This window comes from Dehalogenimonas sp. THU2 (genome assembly GCF_039749495.1).
Taxonomy (GTDB): Bacteria; Chloroflexota; Dehalococcoidia; order Dehalococcoidales; family Dehalococcoidaceae; genus Dehalogenimonas.
On the sequence record NZ_JBDLLU010000012.1, the window covers coordinates 1 to 19,120 of the forward strand.

18 protein-coding genes are annotated in these 19,120 nt (G+C 58.3%); 10 read left to right on the forward strand and 8 right to left on the reverse strand.

Annotated features, from left to right (window positions below):
- The first annotated feature begins 797 nt into the window (after window positions 1-797).
- The 10 genes from ABFB09_RS07145 to ABFB09_RS07190 all read left to right on the forward strand — a co-directional run bounded on the left by ABFB09_RS07145 (window position 798) and on the right by ABFB09_RS07190 (window position 11,096).
- Complete coding sequence (locus ABFB09_RS07145) at window positions 798-1,739, forward strand: bifunctional riboflavin kinase/FAD synthetase (protein ID WP_347000819.1); 942 nt, start codon at window positions 798-800, stop codon at window positions 1,737-1,739.
- On the forward strand, window positions 1,732-2,955 hold the full coding sequence (gene tyrS, locus ABFB09_RS07150; protein ID WP_347000820.1) for a tyrosine--tRNA ligase: 1,224 nt from the start codon (window positions 1,732-1,734) through the stop codon (window positions 2,953-2,955). The genes ABFB09_RS07145 and tyrS overlap by 8 nt, the downstream gene beginning before the upstream one ends.
- Window positions 2,956-2,983: 28 nt before the next feature.
- A complete protein-coding gene (locus tag ABFB09_RS07155; protein ID WP_347000821.1) occupies window positions 2,984-4,072 on the forward strand; it encodes an alanine--glyoxylate aminotransferase family protein in 1,089 nt (362 codons plus the stop codon).
- Window positions 4,073-4,133: 61 nt separating this feature from the next.
- Window positions 4,134-5,711 carry a phosphoglycerate dehydrogenase gene (gene serA / locus ABFB09_RS07160; RefSeq protein WP_347000822.1) on the forward strand — a complete coding sequence of 526 codons (1,578 nt, stop codon included), beginning with the start codon at window positions 4,134-4,136 and terminating at the stop codon, window positions 5,709-5,711.
- 26 nt (window positions 5,712-5,737) lie between these two features.
- A complete protein-coding gene (gene pdxT / locus ABFB09_RS07165; protein WP_347000823.1) occupies window positions 5,738-6,334 on the forward strand; it encodes a pyridoxal 5'-phosphate synthase glutaminase subunit PdxT in 597 nt (198 codons plus the stop codon).
- Between the two features lie 155 nt (window positions 6,335-6,489).
- On the forward strand, window positions 6,490-6,624 hold the full coding sequence (locus tag ABFB09_RS07170) for a DUF5679 domain-containing protein (protein ID WP_347000824.1): 135 nt from the start codon (window positions 6,490-6,492) through the stop codon (window positions 6,622-6,624).
- Window positions 6,625-6,774: 150 nt separating this feature from the next.
- Window positions 6,775-7,893 carry an inositol-3-phosphate synthase gene (locus ABFB09_RS07175; protein ID WP_347000825.1) on the forward strand — a complete coding sequence of 373 codons (1,119 nt, stop codon included), beginning with the start codon at window positions 6,775-6,777 and terminating at the stop codon, window positions 7,891-7,893.
- A gap of 44 nt (window positions 7,894-7,937) precedes the next feature.
- Entirely contained in the window at window positions 7,938-9,119 is a 1,182-nt protein-coding gene (locus ABFB09_RS07180) for a glycosyltransferase family 4 protein (RefSeq protein WP_347000826.1), read from the forward strand.
- Window positions 9,120-9,122: 3 nt separating this feature from the next.
- Complete coding sequence (locus ABFB09_RS07185) at window positions 9,123-9,719, forward strand: CDP-alcohol phosphatidyltransferase family protein (protein WP_347000827.1); 597 nt, start codon at window positions 9,123-9,125, stop codon at window positions 9,717-9,719.
- Window positions 9,720-9,812: 93 nt separating this feature from the next.
- On the forward strand, window positions 9,813-11,096 hold the full coding sequence (locus ABFB09_RS07190) for an adenylosuccinate synthase (RefSeq protein WP_347000828.1): 1,284 nt from the start codon (window positions 9,813-9,815) through the stop codon (window positions 11,094-11,096).
- 74 nt (window positions 11,097-11,170) lie between these two features.
- On the opposite strand, the gene ABFB09_RS07195 is transcribed toward ABFB09_RS07190, so the two are convergent.
- The 8 genes from ABFB09_RS07195 to truB all read right to left on the reverse strand — a co-directional run bounded on the left by ABFB09_RS07195 (window position 11,171) and on the right by truB (window position 18,939).
- On the reverse strand, window positions 11,171-11,797 hold the full coding sequence (locus ABFB09_RS07195) for a GNAT family N-acetyltransferase (protein ID WP_347000829.1): 627 nt from the start codon (window positions 11,795-11,797) through the stop codon (window positions 11,171-11,173).
- Between the two features lie 17 nt (window positions 11,798-11,814).
- Entirely contained in the window at window positions 11,815-12,501 is a 687-nt protein-coding gene (locus ABFB09_RS07200) for a GNAT family N-acetyltransferase (protein WP_347000830.1), read from the reverse strand.
- A complete protein-coding gene (gene dapA, locus ABFB09_RS07205; protein ID WP_347000831.1) occupies window positions 12,491-13,399 on the reverse strand; it encodes a 4-hydroxy-tetrahydrodipicolinate synthase in 909 nt (302 codons plus the stop codon). The genes ABFB09_RS07200 and dapA overlap by 11 nt, the downstream gene beginning before the upstream one ends.
- A 2-nt stretch (window positions 13,400-13,401) precedes the next feature.
- Window positions 13,402-14,421, reverse strand: a complete 1,020-nt coding sequence (locus ABFB09_RS07210; protein ID WP_347000832.1) for an aspartate-semialdehyde dehydrogenase — start codon at window positions 14,419-14,421, stop codon at window positions 13,402-13,404.
- 107 nt (window positions 14,422-14,528) lie between these two features.
- Entirely contained in the window at window positions 14,529-15,320 is a 792-nt protein-coding gene (dapB, locus tag ABFB09_RS07215; protein WP_347000833.1) for a 4-hydroxy-tetrahydrodipicolinate reductase, read from the reverse strand.
- Between the two features lie 90 nt (window positions 15,321-15,410).
- Window positions 15,411-17,615, reverse strand: a complete 2,205-nt coding sequence (locus ABFB09_RS07220) for a polyribonucleotide nucleotidyltransferase (protein ID WP_347000834.1) — start codon at window positions 17,613-17,615, stop codon at window positions 15,411-15,413.
- A 58-nt stretch (window positions 17,616-17,673) separates the two neighbouring features.
- Window positions 17,674-17,937 carry a 30S ribosomal protein S15 gene (gene rpsO / locus ABFB09_RS07225; protein WP_347000835.1) on the reverse strand — a complete coding sequence of 88 codons (264 nt, stop codon included), beginning with the start codon at window positions 17,935-17,937 and terminating at the stop codon, window positions 17,674-17,676.
- A gap of 99 nt (window positions 17,938-18,036) precedes the next feature.
- A complete protein-coding gene (gene truB, locus ABFB09_RS07230; RefSeq protein ID WP_347000836.1) occupies window positions 18,037-18,939 on the reverse strand; it encodes a tRNA pseudouridine(55) synthase TruB in 903 nt (300 codons plus the stop codon).
- Window positions 18,940-19,120: the final 181 nt, after the last annotated feature.

A 19,120-nucleotide genomic window follows, 5' to 3' on the forward strand; every position in this document is an offset into this window, starting at 1 on the left:
TGATCTGCCGTCATGTCTGACCGGGTCCGCCCTGGACGCGTCGGTGCGGGCGGCGCGGCTTTCCCCGGAACCGGATTCGACTCAATTATCGAAACCCACGATTAGCCTAAAGCTGAGCGACGGAATTGTTTTATGAATTTTTATTTATTGGGTAACAATGATGTCGCCGCAAACTCTACGTAACACTCATCAATGACCCCTCCGGGGAAGGGGGAGCCGGACGGGGTTCCGGGAAAATTCACCGGTCGCCAAGCAAAACGCACTTTTAAAAATAAATATGAAGCGGCTGAGCGTTGAAGAACCTCCCATCCGTGGATCCTTACCCTTCGACGTTGCTCAGGGCGAAAGGCCGTGTAGGATGACATGGGGGACGGCGAGGGTTAGGGACCAGGGCACGCAGCAGCGTGCCCCTACCGTGGGGTGGGTACGAATCCGCCCGTCGATGAGCACCTGTCCAATCTCTATTCTCTTGGAGAAATTGCCAAAGGCTCAACTATTCGGAAATTCCGAATAGTTCAAATAGAGGGAGCGCTAGATGGCAGCAATGCTTCATAAGCCCTTCGGCGTTGCTCAGGACGAACACGATGACGGTTTGTGGGGAGTTTAGGAAATGGATCCTCCGCTTGCGCGCAGGATGACAAGGGGGCGAGGGAGAGTCCGCCTCTCCATCCGCAACACACGACTCGTAACTCGTGATGCAATTCGATTGAGCTTTTTGGCCTTTCGTGCTAATATAAGCCATCATTTCCAGAAGTTTTTTAGAGGGGATAGTTGTCCCCTCTTTGGTTTATTGAAGATTGACGCAACTGGAAACCGAACTTAACGCTATCAAACCCGCCCGGCCGATGGTCCTGACCATCGGCGTCTTCGACGGCGTCCACCTGGGCCACCAGGCGCTTATCACCGAAACCATCACACAAGCCAAAGCCGGCGGCTATCTGAGCGGCATAGTCACCTTTGCGGGGCACCCCCGGTTGGTGCTGGGGATGCATAAGGAACTGCCGCATTTGACCTCGCTCGAGCAGCGCCTGCGCCTGCTCAGGGGTACGGGCATCGATCACGTCATCAGCCTGACCTTTACCGAAGAACTGGCAGCCCTGCCCGCGGGCGATTTTGTCCGCCTGCTGATCAGGCATCTCTCGATGAAGGGGCTGGTGATCGGGCCGGATTTCGCCCTGGGCAAGGGCCGCGAGGGTAACATCGAATCACTCAAAGCGCTGGGTGGGGAACTCGGTTTCAGCGTGACTGTGGTTCCGCCGCGATTGAAAAACGGCCACAAGGTCAGCTCCACTCTTATCCGTAAGGCCATGGCCGAGAGCGATATGAAGAAGGTCCACGATCTTTTAGGCCGCTGTTTCAGCCTGGAAGGCCGCGTGGTCACGGGTGAAGGCCGCGGCGCCAAACTGGGCATACCCACCGCCAATCTGGAAGTGGCCCCGGATCAGGCGCTGCCCGCGGACGGCGTTTACGTTACCGTCGCTTTCGTCCAGGGTAAATCGGTCCCCGCCATCACCAATATCGGCACCCGCCCCACCTTCGGCGCCGGGCGGCGGACGGTGGAGACCCATGTGCTGGATTTTGACGGCCAGCTTTACGGCAGTATATTGGAAATTGCTATAATAGAGCAGATCCGGCCGGAGGAAAAATTCGCTTCGGCCGATGCGCTCAAGACCCAGATAGCCAGGGATATTTTGAAAGCCCGGCAAATTCTCATGAAAACGGAATGCTCCGATGCTTGAACTGGATTTCATTTTAAAACGCGCCGTGAGTGAGATCATCTCCGAGGAAGAGTTGCGTAAACTGCTGGCCTCCGGGAAGAAACTAAGGCTCAAAGAGGGATTCGACCCCAGCTCCAGGGACATCCACCTGGGACATATGGTGGGACTGCGGAAACTGCGGCAATTGCAGGAACTGGGGCACCAGGTCGTGCTCATCGTCGGCGACTGGACCGCCCAGATCGGCGATCCCACCGGCGCCTCCGTCACCCGTCCCACCCTTACCGCCGAGCAGGTGCGCGTCAATGCCGAAACCTACATGCAGCAGTTCTTTAAGGTGGTCGATAAATCGAAGACCGAGGTCCGGTGGCAGAGCGAGTGGTTCGGGGATTTCTCCCTGGCCGACGTCATCAAGCTCACCAGCCGCTTCACCATCGCCCAGATGCTGGCGCGCGAGGATTTCAAGAAACGCTTCGAGTCGAACCGTCCCATCACGATAACCGAGTTCCTCTACCCCCTGCTCCAGGCATATGATTCGACGGCGATACAGTCCGATGTCGAGTTCGGCGGCAACGATCAGAAGTTCAACCTCCTGGTCGGCCGGGAGCTCCAGGCGATGGTCGGTCAAACGCCGCAGCAGGTTTTTATGACGCCGATTCTCACCGGCACCGACGGCGTCAAGAAGATGTCGAAGAGCCTCAACAATTATATCGGCGTGGCCGAGCCGCCGGAGACCATCTTTGGCAAGGTCATGTCCATCGGCGACGATCTCATCATCCAGTACTTCGAACTGCTGACCGACGTTTCCGATGAGGAACTGCGGCACTTCCAGCGCGACATGGAAGGCGGCCGGACCAACCCGATGCTGCTCAAGAAACGCCTGGCGCGCGAGATACTCTTACAGCTTTACACCGAGGACGAGGCGGCCGATGCCGCCGCCCAGTTCGAACGCGTCCACCAGCGGCGGGAACTGCCGGAGGAGATCGCCGAGTGCCGGGTGTCTTTCAACGCGATGCGCACCGGGGACTGCGATGAGATCGATCTGCCCTGCCTGATGCTGGCTACCGGCCTGGCGGCCAGCAAGGGTGAGGCCAAGCGTCTCATCGCCCAGGGCGGTGTATCGATCGAGGGTGAGAAGGTCACCAGTGAAAAAGCGGCCCTGGCCAGCGGTTGCGTCGTCAAAGCCGGCAAACGCCGCTTTGCCCGCGTCATCGATTCGGATATACTGAAAGCTTCTTAATTTTAGCGTATATATAGGAGAGCGAGCTGTGCAGAACTTACGTATTCCCGGTCCCACCCCCTGCCCCCCGGAAGTCCTGGCCGCCATGAGCCGTCAGATGATCAACCACCGCGGCGTCGAGTTTTCCGAGATGGTCAAAGAAGTCACCGCCAACATGAAGCAGGTCTTCCAAACGAAAAACGACCTGCTGCTACTTACCGGTTCCGGCACCGCCGGGCTGGAAGCCGCCGCTGTCAACATGCTCTCCCCCGGCGATTCGGTTCTTTCCGTTTCCATCGGTGTTTTCGGCGAGCGCTTCGCCAAGATCGCCCAGACCTACGGCGCGGTCGTCGTGCCGTTGAACTTCCCCCACGGCCAGGCTGCCGATGTCGATGCGGTTAAAAAGGCGCTCGCCAACAACCCGCAGGTCAAGGCGGTGCTGGTCACCCATAACGAAACTTCCACCGGTATCACCAACGACCTCAAGGCTATCTCCGCCGCCGTCAAGGGCGCCGGCAAGCTGCTGTTGGTGGACTGCATCAGCTCTCTTGGATCGGTTAACGTCCCGGTGGATGAGTGGGGCATCGATGTCGCCATCTCCGGTTCACAGAAAGGCTGGATGGTACCGCCGGGTATGGCCATGATCTCCGTCTCCGAGGCCGGCTGGCAGGCATATGCCCAGGCTAAAATGCCTCGTTTCTATTTGGACCTCGGCAAGGCCAAGGCCGGCCTGGAAAAAGGCCAGACTCCGTGGACGCCCAACGTGTCCGTGGTCTTTGCTTTCCAGGTCGCTCTCAAGATGATGCTGGAGGAGGGTATCGAAAATATCTTCGCCCGCCACGAACGCCACGGCAAGTTCACCCGTGACGGCGTCAAAGCATTGGGCCTGAACCTCCTGGCTGACGAGCGCTACGCCTCCAATACCGTGACCTCGGTGGTGGCCGACCGCGGCCTGGACGCCAAGAAGCTCAACAAGATCATGCGGGACGAATTCGATATCGTACTGGCGGGAGGCCAGGGACCGCTCGAAGGCAAGATCTTCCGTATCGGTCACCTGGGCATGGTCAAGGAAGCCGACCTCCAGGCCGTTTTCGACGCCCTGAAAGTCGCCCTGCCCAAGGCGGGTTTTACCGGATAAACGATATGGGCGGCCGTACGGTCGCCGCGATGCTGATGATTGAGGAGAATTTGATATTTTGATGAAAAAAGTACTCGTCGCCGACGCCCTTTCGCCCGCCGGGGTGGAACGTATCAAGGCCGTAGCCGAGGTCGATATCAGGACCGGTCTCAAGCCGGATGAACTAATCGCCGCCATCGGAGATTACGACGCCCTCCTGGTGCGTTCCCAGACACAGGTCACCGCGGCGGTCATCGAGGCCGGCAAGAAACTCCAGATCATCGGCCGCGCCGGCGTGGGCGTGGACAACATCGATATCAACGCCGCCACCGAGCGGGGCATCATCGTGGTCAACGCCCCCACCGGCAACACCATCTCCGCCGCCGAACACGCCATGGCCCTGATGCTGTCGCTGGCCCGCCATATCCCCCGCGCCAACTCCTCCCTCAAGAGCTGCCAGTGGAAACGCTCCGATTTCATGGGCACCGAACTCAAGGGTAAAACCCTGGGTGTCGTCGGCCTGGGTAATATCGGCTCTGAAGTAGCCAAGCGCGCCCGCGGTTTTGAGATGCGCGTCCTAGGGTATGACCCCTACGTCACCGAAGAACGCGCCCAGAACATGCAGGTTGAACTGGCCACCCTCGAACGTATCTATAAGGAAGCGGATTTCATCACCCTGCACGTGCCGCTGACCCCGCAGACCAAGAACATGATAGGCGCCAAAGAACTGGCCATGATGAAACCCTCAACCCGGATCATCAACGCCGCGCGCGGCGGCCTCATCGATGAAGAGGCGCTGGTGGCCGCCATCAACGCCAAAAAGCTGGCCGGCGCCGCCATCGATGTCTTCGTCCAGGAACCCTGCACCGAGAGCATCCTCTTCGGCGTCGATAACATCATCGTCACTCCCCACCTGGGCGCCTCCACCGCCGAGGCCCAGGACATGGCTACCTCCGATGTGGTGGATCAGGTTATCGCCGTGTTCAACGGCCGTCCGGCCCGCTACGCCGTCAACGCCCCCTACATCCCGGTGGAAAGCCTGCCGGTGATCGCTCCTTATGTAAAGGTGGCCCGCACCCTGGGACGGCTCTTGCAGCAGATGGCGGAAGGCCAGTTCAAGAGCCTCACCATCAAGTACGGCGGTGAGATCGCCGCATTCGAGACCCGCGCCCTCAAAGCCACTGTGCTGGGCGGCATCCTGGAGCAGATATCAGAGGAGCGGGTCAACGTGGTCAACGCCGATATCGTCGCCTGCAAGCGCGGCATCGCCATCGCCGAACAGAAGGAACCGGTGTGCGACAACTACCAGAGCCTCATCACCGTTCAGGCAGTCACCGCCGGCGGCCCGCTGGCAGTGGCGGCCACCTTCATCCGCGGTGAGGTGCACGTCGTCAAGGTCAACGAATACTGGATCGATATCGTTCCCACCGGCGGCTACTTCCTGTTCGCCGCCCACCGCGACCGGCCCGGTCTGATCGGCGCCGTCGGCAACATCACCGGCATGGCGGACGTCAATGTCAGCTACATGCACCTTTCGCGCCTGAAACCCCGCGGCCAGGCGATGATGGTGCTGGCACTCGATGAAGCCCTGTCCGACGCCAACCTCAAGCAGATCACCTCTCTTGATGGCGTTCAGACGGCAAAATTGGTGAAGCTGTAACGGAAATACGAAGCACGAAAAACGGCTTGAAGATCGGTGTTTTAGCTTTGCAGGGCGCCTTCGCGGAGCATATTTGCGTGCTGGAACGCCTGGGCGTCAAGGCCGTAGCGGTGCGAAGGGCGGAAGAACTCGACGCCCTGAGCGGCCTCATCATCCCCGGCGGCGAGAGCACTACCATGCTGAAACTGGCCGGCATTTACCACCTGGATGAGAAGCTCAAGGCCTTATCCGCCAAAGGCTTCCCTATCTGGGGCACCTGCGCCGGCGCCATCCTTTTAGCCGGAGAGGTCGGCAACACCAATCCCAATATGCCCGCAGGCCTGGGATTGATGAAGATTGTTGTCCGCCGTAACGCCTTCGGCCGCCAGGTGGACAGCTTCGAGGACAAGCTGAAGGTCCCCGCGCTGGGCGAAGCCCCTTTCCCCGCCGTCTTCATCCGCGCTCCTCTTATCGAAAGCGCCGAACCACCGGCGGAGGTATTGGCGCGCCTGGGCAACGGCGCCATCGTGGCGGTGCGGCAGGATAACCTGCTGGCCACCAGCTTCCACCCGGAACTCGGCCTCGACGACCGCTTCCACTGCTACTTCCTGAAAATGGCGGAGGCCTACCAGGCTTACCGGTGATTCCTGCTTTCATCGCTCCGACGATTTGAGGGTAATAATGCTGATAATATTCCAATCGCACAACTTTCCAGTGCCGTTAGCTTAAAACAGCTTGACAAGAAAGCCCCAATGCATGATGATATGGGGCTGGAACGACAATCCAAGGAGTCAGTCGAATGGAAGCCTATTGCGTTAAGTGCCGCACCAAGCGAGTGATCAAGGACGCCAAGAAAGTCACTCTCAAAAACGGCAAACCGGCCACTCAGGGCCTGTGCCCTGTCTGTGGCACTAAAGTCTTTCGCATCGGCTAGGGCGAAACAGCCGGTCATCCACCGGTTTAACGGCATCCGGATTACCTGATGCCGCCTGACACAACGACGTGTCTCCGGATCGTTATTGATAACGGTTTGTCTTTCTGCGTTTATTAAACGGGCTATTATTAGAAAGGAGTTCCAAATATCTTGGGCAAGATCAATGTCGCCATCATTGGCGTAGGCAATTGTGCCTCGTCTCTGGTACAGGGAGTCCACTACTATCGTAAGGCAAAAGAGAATGAGTTCGTCCCGGGCCTGATGCATGTCAACCTCGGCGGTTACCACGTCAGCGATATCGAGTTCGTGGCCGCTTTCGATGTGGACAAGAACAAGGTCGGCAAGGACCTGTCAGAAGCCATTTTCACCACCCCGAATAACACTTTTAAATTCACCGATGTACCGTTGTCCGGCGTCAAGGTGGAACGCGGCATGACCCATGACGGTCTGGGCAAATACCTCTCCCAGATCATCGAGAAAGCCCCGGGCCCCACCGCCGATATCGTCGGCATCCTCAAGGAAAAGAAAGTCGATGTCGTTATCAACTACCTGCCGGTCGGCTCCGAAGAAGCCACCAAATGGTACGTGGAGCAGGTCCTCGAGGCCGGCTGCGCTTTCATCAACTGCATCCCGGTGTTCATCGCCCGTGAAAAATACTGGCAGGACCGCTTCATCAATAAAGGTCTGCCCATTATCGGCGACGATATCAAGAGCCAGGTCGGCGCCACCATCGTGCACCGCGTCCTGACCCACCTCTTCCGCGAGCGCGGCGTCAAACTGGAGCGCACCTATCAGCTCAACTTCGGCGGCAATACCGATTTCATGAACATGCTGGAGCGCGAGCGCCTGGAAAGCAAAAAGATTTCCAAGACCAACGCCGTGTCCTCCCAGTTGGACTACAAGATGAATCCTTCCGATATCCACGTCGGTCCGTCGGACTACGTACCGTGGCTGGAAGACCGCAAGTTCTGCCACATCCGCATGGAAGGCCGCACCTTCGGCGATGTGCCCCTGCTGGTTGAATGCAAACTCGAGGTCTGGGACAGCCCGAACTCCGCCGGCGTGGTCATCGACGCCGTCCGCTGCGCCAAGCTGGCGCTGGAGCGCGGTATCAAGGGATCCCTTTTCGGCCCTTCATCCTACTTCATGAAATCACCGCCGGAACAATATTCCGACGCCTGCGCTCATGACGCCACCGAAAGCTTCATCGCCGAAAGTGTGGCGGAACTCAAAAAGGGCAAAAAAGCCGAAGCCAAAGAGGCCAAATAGCGACCGGTCTTGTCCAGTGATATGAATGGGACGGGAGGCGGCCGGTGAAAATAGCCCTGGTGGCACCGTATGATTTTTCTCATCCCGGGGGGGTAGCCAACCACGTAACGGCCCTTGAACGGCAGTTGACCGCGATGGGGCACAGGGTGGTGGTCATCGCCCCCGCGTCCCGTCCGGTGACCACTTTTGAAGACAGGTTCGTGCACATCGGAACGCCGCGGCCGATGCCCGCTTCCGGGTCGGTGGCGCGCATCACCATTTCGGTGCGTCTGGCCAACAAGATCAAGGCGGTCCTGGCCAAAGAGCAATTCGATGTCATCCACTTACACGAGCCATTCATGATCATGCTATGCTCGGCGATACTGCGATATTCCAAAACAGTCAACGTCGGGACTTTCCATGCCGCCGATGCCAGACCGGGTTACAGTTTCGGCGGGCCGATCACCAAATTCATTCTGAACCGTCGCGCCCGCAAATTGCACGGTCATATCGCCGTCTCGCCGGCGGCGCAGGATTACCACTCGAAGTACGTCAAAGCGGAATACACCATTATTCCCAACGGCATCGACCTGGGGCACTTCAACACATCGGTCGAGCCAATACCTCAATATTGCGATGGTAAGGTGAATATCCTGTTCGTCGGGCGCCTTGAAAAACGCAAAGGCCTCAACTATCTCATCGACGCCTTCAAAAAGGTGCACAAGGACCATCCGAACACCAGGCTGCTGATCGTCGGACCGGGCACCCGCTTGAGACCAAAATACGAGAAAATGGTACGCAACGCCCACCTGGAAAACGATGTCGTCTTTACCGACGGTGTCAGCTACACCGACCTGCCGCGTTACTATAAGACGGCGGACATCTGCTGCGCCCCGGCCACCGGGCAGGAGAGTTTCGGCATCATTCTTCTTGAAGCGATGGCTTTGGGTAAACCGGTTGTGGCTTCCAATATAGCGGGGTATGCAGGTGTGCTGACGCATGAGAAAGAAGGTCTGCTGGTCAAACCCCGTCACGCCCATGACCTGGCCAATGCCATTTCCCGGTTGGTCGAAGATGAACCGCTAAGACACAAATTAGGCCGCCAGGGACTGGAAACGGTCCAGAACTATGCCTGGGACAAGGTTGCCCGGCGGGTGGCTGAATACTACCGGTTGGTGCTGGCCAGATGTGGCAAACCCCAGCCGGCGGATGCCGATACCGCGCCCGTTGAACCACTGACAGTCTGATAGATGGAAGGCAAATTGACGCTTAACGACACCAGGCGCCGTATCGGCGGCGGCATGACCGCCGGTCTGTCACGGGCGCTGGCTAAAAGCCGCATCAGCCCCAATGCAGTGACCGTAGCCGGTTTCATCATCACGATCGGTGCGGCATATGTCATTTCCACCGGGGCTCTGCTGGCCGGCGGTCTGGCGGTGCTGTTTGCCGGTTTCTTCGATATGCTTGACGGGGCACTGGCGCGGGCGTCGGGCCGTGTTACCCGTTTCGGCGCCATACTGGACGCCACCCTGGACCGGCTTTCCGAAGCCGCCCTGCTGATCGGCGTCATGGTCTATTTTGCCCCGGACGGCAACACCTGGCCGATAATGCTCACCGGTCTGACCCTGGCCGGGTCCTTGACGGTGAGTTACCTGCGCGCCCGTTCCGAAGCTGCCGGGCTCGAAGGCAAGGAAGGTATTTTTACGCGTCCGGAGCGGGTTATCGTGCTGGCGCTGGGCCTGCTTTTCAACTGGCTCATTCCCGCGCTCATTATTATCTGCGTAATGAGCTATATCACCGTGGGCCAGCGTTTATCGAGCGCTTACCGTCAACTTGACGGTAAATGACACCTAACGCAGAGTCTGTTAAAATAACTCTTCGGTTTTCCCCTCTTCTAAGCGGGGAAAGTGTCCGGTCAATTAAGACCTAGGGGGGAATCTATGCCAGTAACAGTCATCGTCGGCGCCCAATGGGGCGACGAAGGAAAAGGGAAGGTTATTGACATGCTCGCGGAGCGTGCCGATGCGGTGGTGCGATTCTCCGGCGGCGACAATGCCGGCCATACGGTCATCAATTCGCAGGGCACCTTCAAATTACACCTGATCCCATCCGGTGTCTTCTATCCGGATTGCACCTGCGTCATCGGCAACGGGGTGGTGGTCAATCCCGATATTTTTGTCAGCGAACGGGATGAACTCAACAGCCGCGGCGTAAACACCGATAACGTTTACATCAGCGATCGCTCCCACCTGGTCATGCCCTATCACATCCTGCTGGACGGTCTTGAAGAAGCAGCCCGCGGCAAGAAATCTCTCGGCACCACTCTTCGCGGTATCGGACCGGCTTTCGCCGATAAGGTTGCCCGCATGGGCATCCGCGCCGGAGACCTGATGGATCGGGGCATCCTCAGAACCCGGCTGGAATACGTCCTGGAATACAAGAACCAGATTCTGACCAAGCTTTACGGAAAGCCCGCGATCGACATCGACGAGCTTTATGAGATTTGCTGCGGCTATGCCGAGCAGTTGAAATCCAATATCAGGGAAACATCGTCCCTCTTGAACGACATGGTCGATGAGGGCAAATCGGTCATCCTCGAAGGCGCTCAGGGCGCCCTGCTCGACACTGATTTCGGCACTTATCCCTATGCTACATCCTCGTCGCCGCTTTCCGCCGGCGGTTGCCTGGGCGCCGGTATCGGCCCTACCCGGATCGATAACGTGCTGGGTGTTTTTAAAGCTTACTGCTCCCGGGTCGGCGCAGGGCCTTTCCCGACCGAACTTTTGGATGCCACCGGCAACCGCATCCGTGACCTGGCTCATGAATACGGCACCACCACCGGCCGGCCGCGGCGCATCGGCTGGTTCGACGGCGTTGGGGCGCGTTTCAGTGCCCGCATCAACGGCATGACCGGTATGGCCATCACCCGGCTGGACATCCTCGATTCGTTTGACGAGATCAAGGTCTGCACCGCCTACCGCCTCAACGGCGATCTCATTCAGGATTTCCCGGCTGAACCGGCGGTGCTTAACCAGTGCCAACCGGTTTACGAGACACTTCCCGGCTGGCGACAATCGACGACCGGCATCACCCGGCTGGAAGACCTGCCAAAACAGGCCAGGGAATTCGTCGCCCGGTTGGAAGAGCTCGCCGGATGCACGGCCTGTTACGTCTGCATCGGCCCGGTGCGGGAACAGACCATCGAAGTGAGACCAATGCTCTAAGTAACTCCATCGCAATATTAAAAGGGGCTGCCATATGGCAGCCCCTTTTTTACTTCGGCTTATCTCGAATACGATCATTCACTGGACTTCGCCGGATCTCGAAGCATCAAATACATTTTAAAGTCTGAACCCGGCATGGTCTCCTCCCGGAGAAGCCGAAACCCCCACCGCCCGTACATCGCCACGTTTTTAAGATTCTGGGTTTCCAGGTAAGCGGGCATCCCTTCTTCGTTGAGTCGTTCGAGCACCTGATGAATTAACTTGCTGGCAAACCCGTGTCCCTGATGAGCCGGATCGACAGCCAGGAGGGCCAGGTACAGATGCCGCCTGGGCGCCAATTCCCTTCGCAATTTACCAAAATGAGCATCAACGGCAGCTTCTCTGAAGAGATGCTGCCATCCGCACCGCAGCGGTAGAAACGGCCAACCGGCCCGGAAGTGATCCAGGACGGACTCCGAGGCATCCGGTTGCACCCAAACGGCTATCCCCTCGCATCCCGGCGATGTCGCGTAAACTTCATATCCCTTGGAAAGCACCGCCAATTTCAAATAGTACTCGAATGAATAACGAAGATTGGGGCGTTTGGATGGGTCAGGGATCAGGTAATGGGTGGAAGGATCGCCGGCAAAGGCGCGGGCGCAGGCTAAAGAGGCGGGTTCGACCAGATCGAGGGTCAGGGGTGTTAACTCGTTTATATGCATCGGCATTCCCCGGCATGTTAAACCTGAAATAATGCCTCTGTCAACGGTGCGCTGACCTCTTCGGACATCGATACCGATGCAGGCATGACCGGGCGTGGCGGACGTAACATGGCGAACAACGGGAAATTGGTGCCCGGTATTACCGCTGTTTCTTTCAGTTCAAACCCGAAACGCCGGTACATCTCCACATTCCGGAGGCTCTGCGTTTCCAGGTAGCAGGGCATGTCGTCGTTATCCAGCCGATGCAGCATCGGACGGAGGAGCATACTTGCAAACCCTTGACCCTGAAATTTGGGATCGACGGCAATCAGATCCAATTGCATGACACGGTCCGGCGCATGGTCGCGCAGCAGCCGCTGGCTTTCTTTATTGGCCGCAACGCCACGCTGCATCGATGTCCAGCCGCAGTGCAACGGCAGAAATGGGTAACCGGCGCGCCAGCGCGTCAGCCATGAATCGGTTTCTTCAGATGAAGCCCAGCAAGCGACGCCTTCACAGCGCTTCGATGTCAGATAGACCTCGTTGCGGCCGAAATAGCTGTACCGCAGATAGTATTCGAAGGAGTAATGCAGGTGACGGCGCTTAGCTTCATCAGGAATGAGATACTCATTCGACGGGTCTTCAGCGAAGGCTCGAGCGCAAGTGTGAGATGCCGGTTTTGTTAGTTTCAGACTGAGCGGCGTCAGGAGTGCGTCAGCGGTCATACCTTGGCAGGTCAATGTGGATGCCCGCGAGGGTATCCCGTATGATGGCTGCCGTCTTATCATCTGCCTCGGTCAGGGGCAGCCTGAGGCCGCCGACCCTGAACCCAATATGATTCAATGCGTATTTTACCGGAATGGGATTAGCCACCACAAAAAGGTTGTTGAAAACGGGCGTCAGGCGGCGGTGAATAGCGGCTGCTTGAACGATATCCCCGGCAACGAAACTTTCCATCATCTGCTTGATCTGAGTCCCAACGAGGTGTGAGGCCACGCTGATGACGCCGTGGGCGCCGATAGCCATCATCGGCAGGATATCTGAGTCATTGCCGCTCCAGACGGTGAAATCCGGCCTAACCTTTTGAGTCTCATCGATGATCCGGGCGATCTCACCCAGGTTGCCGCTGGCTTCCTTGGTGCCGACGATGTTAGGGATCTTCGACAGGCGGATCGTTGTATCGGCGGAGAGTGAAGTGACGGTACGGCCCGGCACGTTGTAAAGGATGATGGGAAGGGTGGTAGCGTCGGCGACAGCCTTAAAATGGCGGTACAGCCCCTCCTGAGTGGGCTTATTATAGTAGGGCACCACCAGCAAGGCGGCGTCAACACCCAGTTTTTCGGCCTTAATGGTATTCTCCACAGCCTCCGCGGTGGAGTTGGAGCCGGTGCCGGCGATCACCCTGGCCGAACCGCCGACGGCGGCCCGCACAGCCATGAAAAGCTCATGCTCTTCTTCCCAGGTTACAGTGGGCGATTCACCGGTGGTGCCGGCGACAACTATGCCATCGCTGCCGGAAGCAACGAGCGCTTTGGCCAGCAACCTGGTCTGGTCGAAATCGATGCTGCCGTCGTCCTTGAACGGCGTAACCATGGCGGTGATAAGGCGTCCCAGTTCTTTCACGATCAGCCTCCCAGCCAGCCGCGCCGGAGCATTTCCTCGGCGATCTGAACGGCATTGAGCGCCGCGCCCTTCCGGACGTTATCGGCGACGATCCACATGGTAATACCGCCCACGTGAGACGTATCTTCGCGGATACGTCCGACATAGGTCTCATCGGTGCCGGCGGCCATCCAAGGGGTGGGATAAAGGCTTACGGTCGGATCGTCCAGCACCCGGACGCCGGGGGCTTTCGTCAGGATAGCGCGGGCATCGTCGGCGGACATGGGGCGTTCGAACTCGATATTCACCGCTTCGGAATGACCGATGAAGACCGGCACCCTCACGCATGTGGCGGATAAAAGCAGGTTGGGCAGATGCATGATCTTGCGCGTCTCCACCATCATCTTCCACTCTTCTTTGGTGTACCCGGTATCCAGAAAGGTATCTATCTCCGGGAGCAGGTTGAAGGCGATCTGATGAGGATAAACGTGCGGCGTTACCGCCTGGCCGTCTAGTACGGTGCGGCTTTGCCCGGTGAGTGCTTCTATGGCGGCGGTGCCGGTGCCGGACACGGCCTGGTAGGTGCTGACCACCACGCGCTTGATGGGGTTGACCTTATGCAGAGGCGCCAGGGCCATCACCATCTGAATGGTGGAGCAGTTGGGGTTGGCTATGATACCCTTGTTGTTCCGGGCGTCTTCCATGTTTACTTCCGGCACCACCAGCGGCACCCCGGACTCCATGCGGAAGGCGGCGCTGTTGTCGATAACCAGCACCCCTTTCCGCGCGGCGATGGGGGAGAAATGACGGCTGATCTCGGCGCCGGCGGAAAAAAGCGCCAGGTCAATATCGTTGAAACTATCGGGGGATGTTTCCTGAACTTCCAGTTCCTGTTCCCTGAACCACAGCTTTTTCCCGGCGCTGCGGTCGGAAGCGAGCAGGGACAGGCTCTTCACCGGGAAATCTCGTTGAGTCAGGACCTTGATGAATTCCTGACCTACCATACCGGTAGCCCCGACTATGGCCACTCGTAATTCTTTCAAGTGAGACTCCCTAAAAACAAAATTCGAAATCCGAAATTCGAAATCCGAACAAATTCTAACTCATTGAGAATCAAATTCCAAAACGGCTTTGTGGCCCGGAATAAGCACTAGAATCCCAGCAGTTTTTCCAGGCCGAAAATAAACCGGCCGGGATGCCTGGGTATCTCCCGTACCGCCGTCAGCACGCCGGGCATGAAGCTCTCGCGGTTGATGGTGTCGTGGCGAATAGAGAGCGTCTGACCCAGGGCGCCGAAGATCACTTCCTGGTGCGCCACCAACCCCGGCATGCGGACGCTGTGAACCGGTACACCGTCGATCTCCTCTCCCCGGCTCGGCCGATCGTTACCGGCAGACGGGGATTCAAAAGCCTTATCCCGGGAAGCCGCCATGGCCCTGGCGGTGGCGATGGCCGTGCCGGAAGGGGCATCCGCCTTCTTCTCATGGTGCAATTCGATTATCTCCGCCCAGTCGAAATGGCGGGCGGCAATTCGGGCCAGTTCCATCATGACGATGGCGCCCAGGGCGAAATTAGGCACTACGATAGCCCCGATGTTGTATTCCTTGGTGAGGTTCTCAATGCGGCTGAGCATCTCCGGGCTGAGGCCGGTAGTGCCGATGACCAGGGACACCCCGGCGCGGGCGGCGGTCTCCGCCGATTGCGGCACCGCCGCGGCCAGGCTGAAGTCCACCAGTACGTCCGGCCGGGTGGCCTCCAGGAGACTTGCGAGGTCGGCACTCAGGAGGATGCCCCCTGCGATACCATCGACGGTCGATGATGTGTCCCCAGCCTTGGAATCGCAAGCGCCGACCAGTTCAAGGTCAGGCGCCGCGGAAACGGCCTTCATGACCTCCCGCCCCATCTGACCCAGGGCACCCTGAACAGCTACTTTTATGGTCATACCGGTCAACCCTATCTTGCACCGAAATCCGAAACATTTTTCATTTGTTTCGGATTTCGTGATGCACGATTCGTATTTAACTTCTGTGTTTTATCTTCGGAAAGGAGGCCGTCCGCCGCCTTCCATGGGGGCGCCGGGTCCGGCGCGCCGGAAACCGCCCTGCTGGGGCGGCGGCTGGTTGCGCGCCATTTCTTCCTGCTCTTCCGGGGTCGGCGGCGCCAGAAGGGCGCGGCGGGATAGGTTGATCCGTCCCTGGGAATCTATCTCGGTGACCTTGACGGTGACCATGTCGCCGGTTTTCAGTATGTCTTCGACCTTGTCGACGCGGCGGTTGGCCAGTTCCGAGATGTGTACCATGCCCTCTTTGCCGGGCAGTATCTCGATGAAGGCGCCGAAGCTCATGATACGGGTAACTTTACCGGTATAGACGGTGCCGGCCTCGATGTCCTTGGTCAGACCCTCGATGATGGCGATGGCCTTCCGCGCGGATTCGCCGTCGGTGGCGCCGATGATCACGGTGCCGTCGTCCTCGATGTCGATGGTGGTCTTGGTTTCTTCAATGATGGAGCGGATGACGCGGCCGCCGGGGCCGATGACGGCGCCGATCTTGGAGGCATCGATCTTGAGCTTGTACATCCGCGGCGCGTAGGGGGAAAGGTCGGCGCGGCTGTGGCTGATGGCCTTGTCCATGACATCCAGGATGGTCATCCGGGCACCGCGCGCCTGGTTGAGCGTCTGCTCGATAACCTCAAAGCTGATACCCTTGAGCTTAATATCCAATTGAATCGCGGTGATACCGTCACGGGTGCCAGCCACTTTGAAGTCCATGTCGCCGTAGTTATCTTCCAGGCCTTCGATGTCGGTCAGGGTGACGAAGCGAGCGGGATCGGCGTCGTCGGTGATGAGACCTACGGAGATACCGGCCACGGCCTTTTTGATAGGCACGCCGGCATCCATGAGCGCCAAAGAAGAAGCGCAGGTACTGGCCATGGAGGTCGATCCGTTGGAACTCAAAGCTTCTGACACCAGTCTCAGGGCGTAAGGAAATTCAGCCTCGGACGGGACAACGGGTAAAAGCGCCCGCTCCGCCAGCGCCCCGTGGCCGATCTCGCGGCGGCCGGTGCCGATACGCTTGGTTTCGCCGGTGGAATAAGGCGGGAAATTATAGTGGTGGATATAGCGCTTGGAAGTATCCGGGGCGATGTTGTCCAGTTTCTGTGCCGCCTGGAGCGAACCCAGGGTGACGACGTTCAGTATCTGTGTCTGCCCGCGGGAGAAAAGGGATGAGCCGTGGACGCGCGGCAACAGACCGACCTCAGCGGAAAGCTCACGGATCTCTTCGATTCCCCGGCCGCTGACGCGTTCCTTCTTATCCAGTATGGTGGAGCGTACGAGTTGCCGGATCTTCTTGTCATAGGCGCTGATGATGGCGTTGCAGTCGAATTCGCCGCTGAGGGCATCGAGCAGTTCGCCTTTGATCTTCTCCAGGTTCTCCTGGCGCTGGGACTTGTCCGCCTGGTAGAAAGCGGCGGCCAGTTTGTCATCGACCATGGCGGCAACCTTGGCCAACAGGCCGGGATCGACCACCGGGGCATCCACATGCCACTTGGTCTTGCCGATAGCGGCGATGATCTCTTCCTGAAGGGCGATGATCTCCTGATTGGCCTGGTGGCCGAAGCGGATGGCTTCCAGCATCAGCGCTTCCGGGGCTTCATGAGCGCCGGCTTCCAGCATGGTGACCGCTTTTTTAGTGCTGGCCACCACCACCTCCAGCGTGCTCTCCGGCAGCTGGGAGAAGGTGGGGTTCAGCACGAACTGGCCGTCGATATAACCGACGTGCACCGCGGACAAAGGGCCTTCGAACGGCATCTCAGAGATGCCCAGGGCGCAGGAAGCGCCGATAACGCTCAGGACGTCCGGATCGTTCTCCTGATCCGCGGCCAGTACTGTGGCAATGACCTGGATCTCACGGCGCCAGCTCTTGGGCAGCAGCGGGCGGATTGGGCGGTCGGCCAGGCGGCAGGTCAGAATAGCGTTCTCCGATGGGCGGCCTTCGCGGCGGATGAAACCGCCGGGGATGCGGCCCGCGGCATACATCCGTTCTTCGACCTCAATGGTCAGGGGCAGAAAATCAATGCCGGGCTTGGCATCCTTAGCTATGGTGGCGGTAACCAGCACCTGAGTTTCGCCGTAGCGCAGAGTGACGGCGCCATTGGCCTGCCAGGCCATCTTGCCGCTTTCGATGACGAGCTTGCGCCCGCCGATGTTGCGTTCAAATGTTTTAACTATTGACAACAGACTCTCCTTGTTATATTTACAGTAATCCCGACCTTCCCCGGCTGGGGGGATCAGGTTACTTGCGCAGGCCGAGCTTAACGATCAGATCCTGGTAGCGGGTAGCGTCTTCCTGCCTCAGGTAGGCAAGCATGCGCCGCCGTTGACCGACCAGTCTCAGCAAATTGCGCTTGGTATGAGAGTCCTGCTTGTTGGCCGTCATGTGGGCGGTCAACTGAACGATGCGCGCGGAAAGGATGGCAACCTGTACCTCGGCGGAGCCGGTATCCTTGTCATGGCGCTTGAATGCATCGATTACGCTGACTTTGTCTTGTTTTTCCAATGTCTTTCCTCTTTATCTTTTATCAAACAAGAAGTATAGCACAATCCATCGTGGGGGTAAAAGATGAATAGATTGTGTGTCTTTATTTTCAACGGCGGTTTACTCCGCGCTCTCAGCGCCCGGCTGGTGGGCGATAAAAACCTTCAGCCTCAATTCCTCACCGGCCGTGTCCGCCACGGCCAGGAGTTCCCCGTCCGTCCGGTAAAGCCGGTAGGCCTGTTTGCCTGTTAGCCGGGCTGACAATTCCTCGGTCACCACGCCGCAGATGACTTTAGCGGCGGCAGGTTCGTCAAGTTCAAGCGACGGCAGGGCTGCGAGCGCCGTATCGACGGGTAAAAGAACAGCGGCCAGGTCATCGGGGGACGAGAGGTTGTCAAGGGGGATGGACTGTGTTATGTCAAATATGCCATAACGGGTGCGACGGAGACTCTTGAGGTGCGCCCCTACCCCCAGCCCTTGCCCCAGGTCATATGCCAGCGACCGGATGTAAGTGCCGCCGCCGCACTCCACGTCGATGGTGACCAGCGGTGAGGCGAAATCGACGAGAATCAGGCAGTGAATGGTGACCGGGCGGGCTTTTACTTCTACAGCTTCGCCGCGGCGGGCCATATCGTACATGGGGCGGCCGTTTTGCTTAAGGGCGCTGTAGATCGGCGGTACCTGCTCTATCTTACCCACAAATGATTTCAGGGCGGCTTCGACGGCACTCCGGTCGATATTTGAAGCATCGGCGCGCGCGGTGACAGCGCCTTCGGCGTCATAAGTATCGGTGGTCACGCCAAATTCGATAACGGCGCGGTAGGTCTTAGACACCTGGTGGAGGAATTCCACCGTCCGGGTAGCGCGCCCGATCGCCACCGGGAGCACCCCGGTAGCTAGTGGGTCCAGAGTGCCGGCGTGGCCGATGCGACAACGCCCGGTAAGTCTTTTCAAACGGGCGATGACCTGATAAGAGGTCATGCCGGGGGGTTTGTCTATGTTAAGCCAGCCGTTAAGACCCATTTTTCAAAATACTACCAATACTACAAATACCCGCCATCCCCCCGTTGTCTTTGTGAGCGGCAGCGAAGAATCTCAATGTTTTTGTTACCGATTTATTCAAGCCAATTCAGAGTCTCACGGATAGCCGAAACATGGAGTTGACCAAGATTTCGATCGAATCGAAAAAGACACCCTTTGGATT

Bases quoted from the DNA above. Each gene is read 5' to 3' on its own strand.
- tyrS (WP_347000820.1), top strand. From the start codon at position 1,732: ATGCTTGAACTGGATTTCATTTTAAAACGCGCCGTGAGTGAGATCATC.
- serA (WP_347000822.1), top strand. From the start codon at position 4,134: ATGAAAAAAGTACTCGTCGCCGACGCCCTTTCGCCCGCCGGGGTGGAA.
- ABFB09_RS07170 (WP_347000824.1), top strand. From the start codon at position 6,490: ATGGAAGCCTATTGCGTTAAGTGCCGCACCAAGCGAGTGATCAAGGAC.
- ABFB09_RS07185 (WP_347000827.1), top strand. From the start codon at position 9,123: ATGGAAGGCAAATTGACGCTTAACGACACCAGGCGCCGTATCGGCGGC.
- ABFB09_RS07190 (WP_347000828.1), top strand. From the start codon at position 9,813: ATGCCAGTAACAGTCATCGTCGGCGCCCAATGGGGCGACGAAGGAAAA.
- ABFB09_RS07195 (WP_347000829.1), bottom strand. From the start codon at position 11,797: ATGCATATAAACGAGTTAACACCCCTGACCCTCGATCTGGTCGAACCC.
- ABFB09_RS07200 (WP_347000830.1), bottom strand. From the start codon at position 12,501: ATGACCGCTGACGCACTCCTGACGCCGCTCAGTCTGAAACTAACAAAA.
- dapB (WP_347000833.1), bottom strand. From the start codon at position 15,320: ATGACCATAAAAGTAGCTGTTCAGGGTGCCCTGGGTCAGATGGGGCGG.
- truB (WP_347000836.1), bottom strand. From the start codon at position 18,939: ATGGGTCTTAACGGCTGGCTTAACATAGACAAACCCCCCGGCATGACC.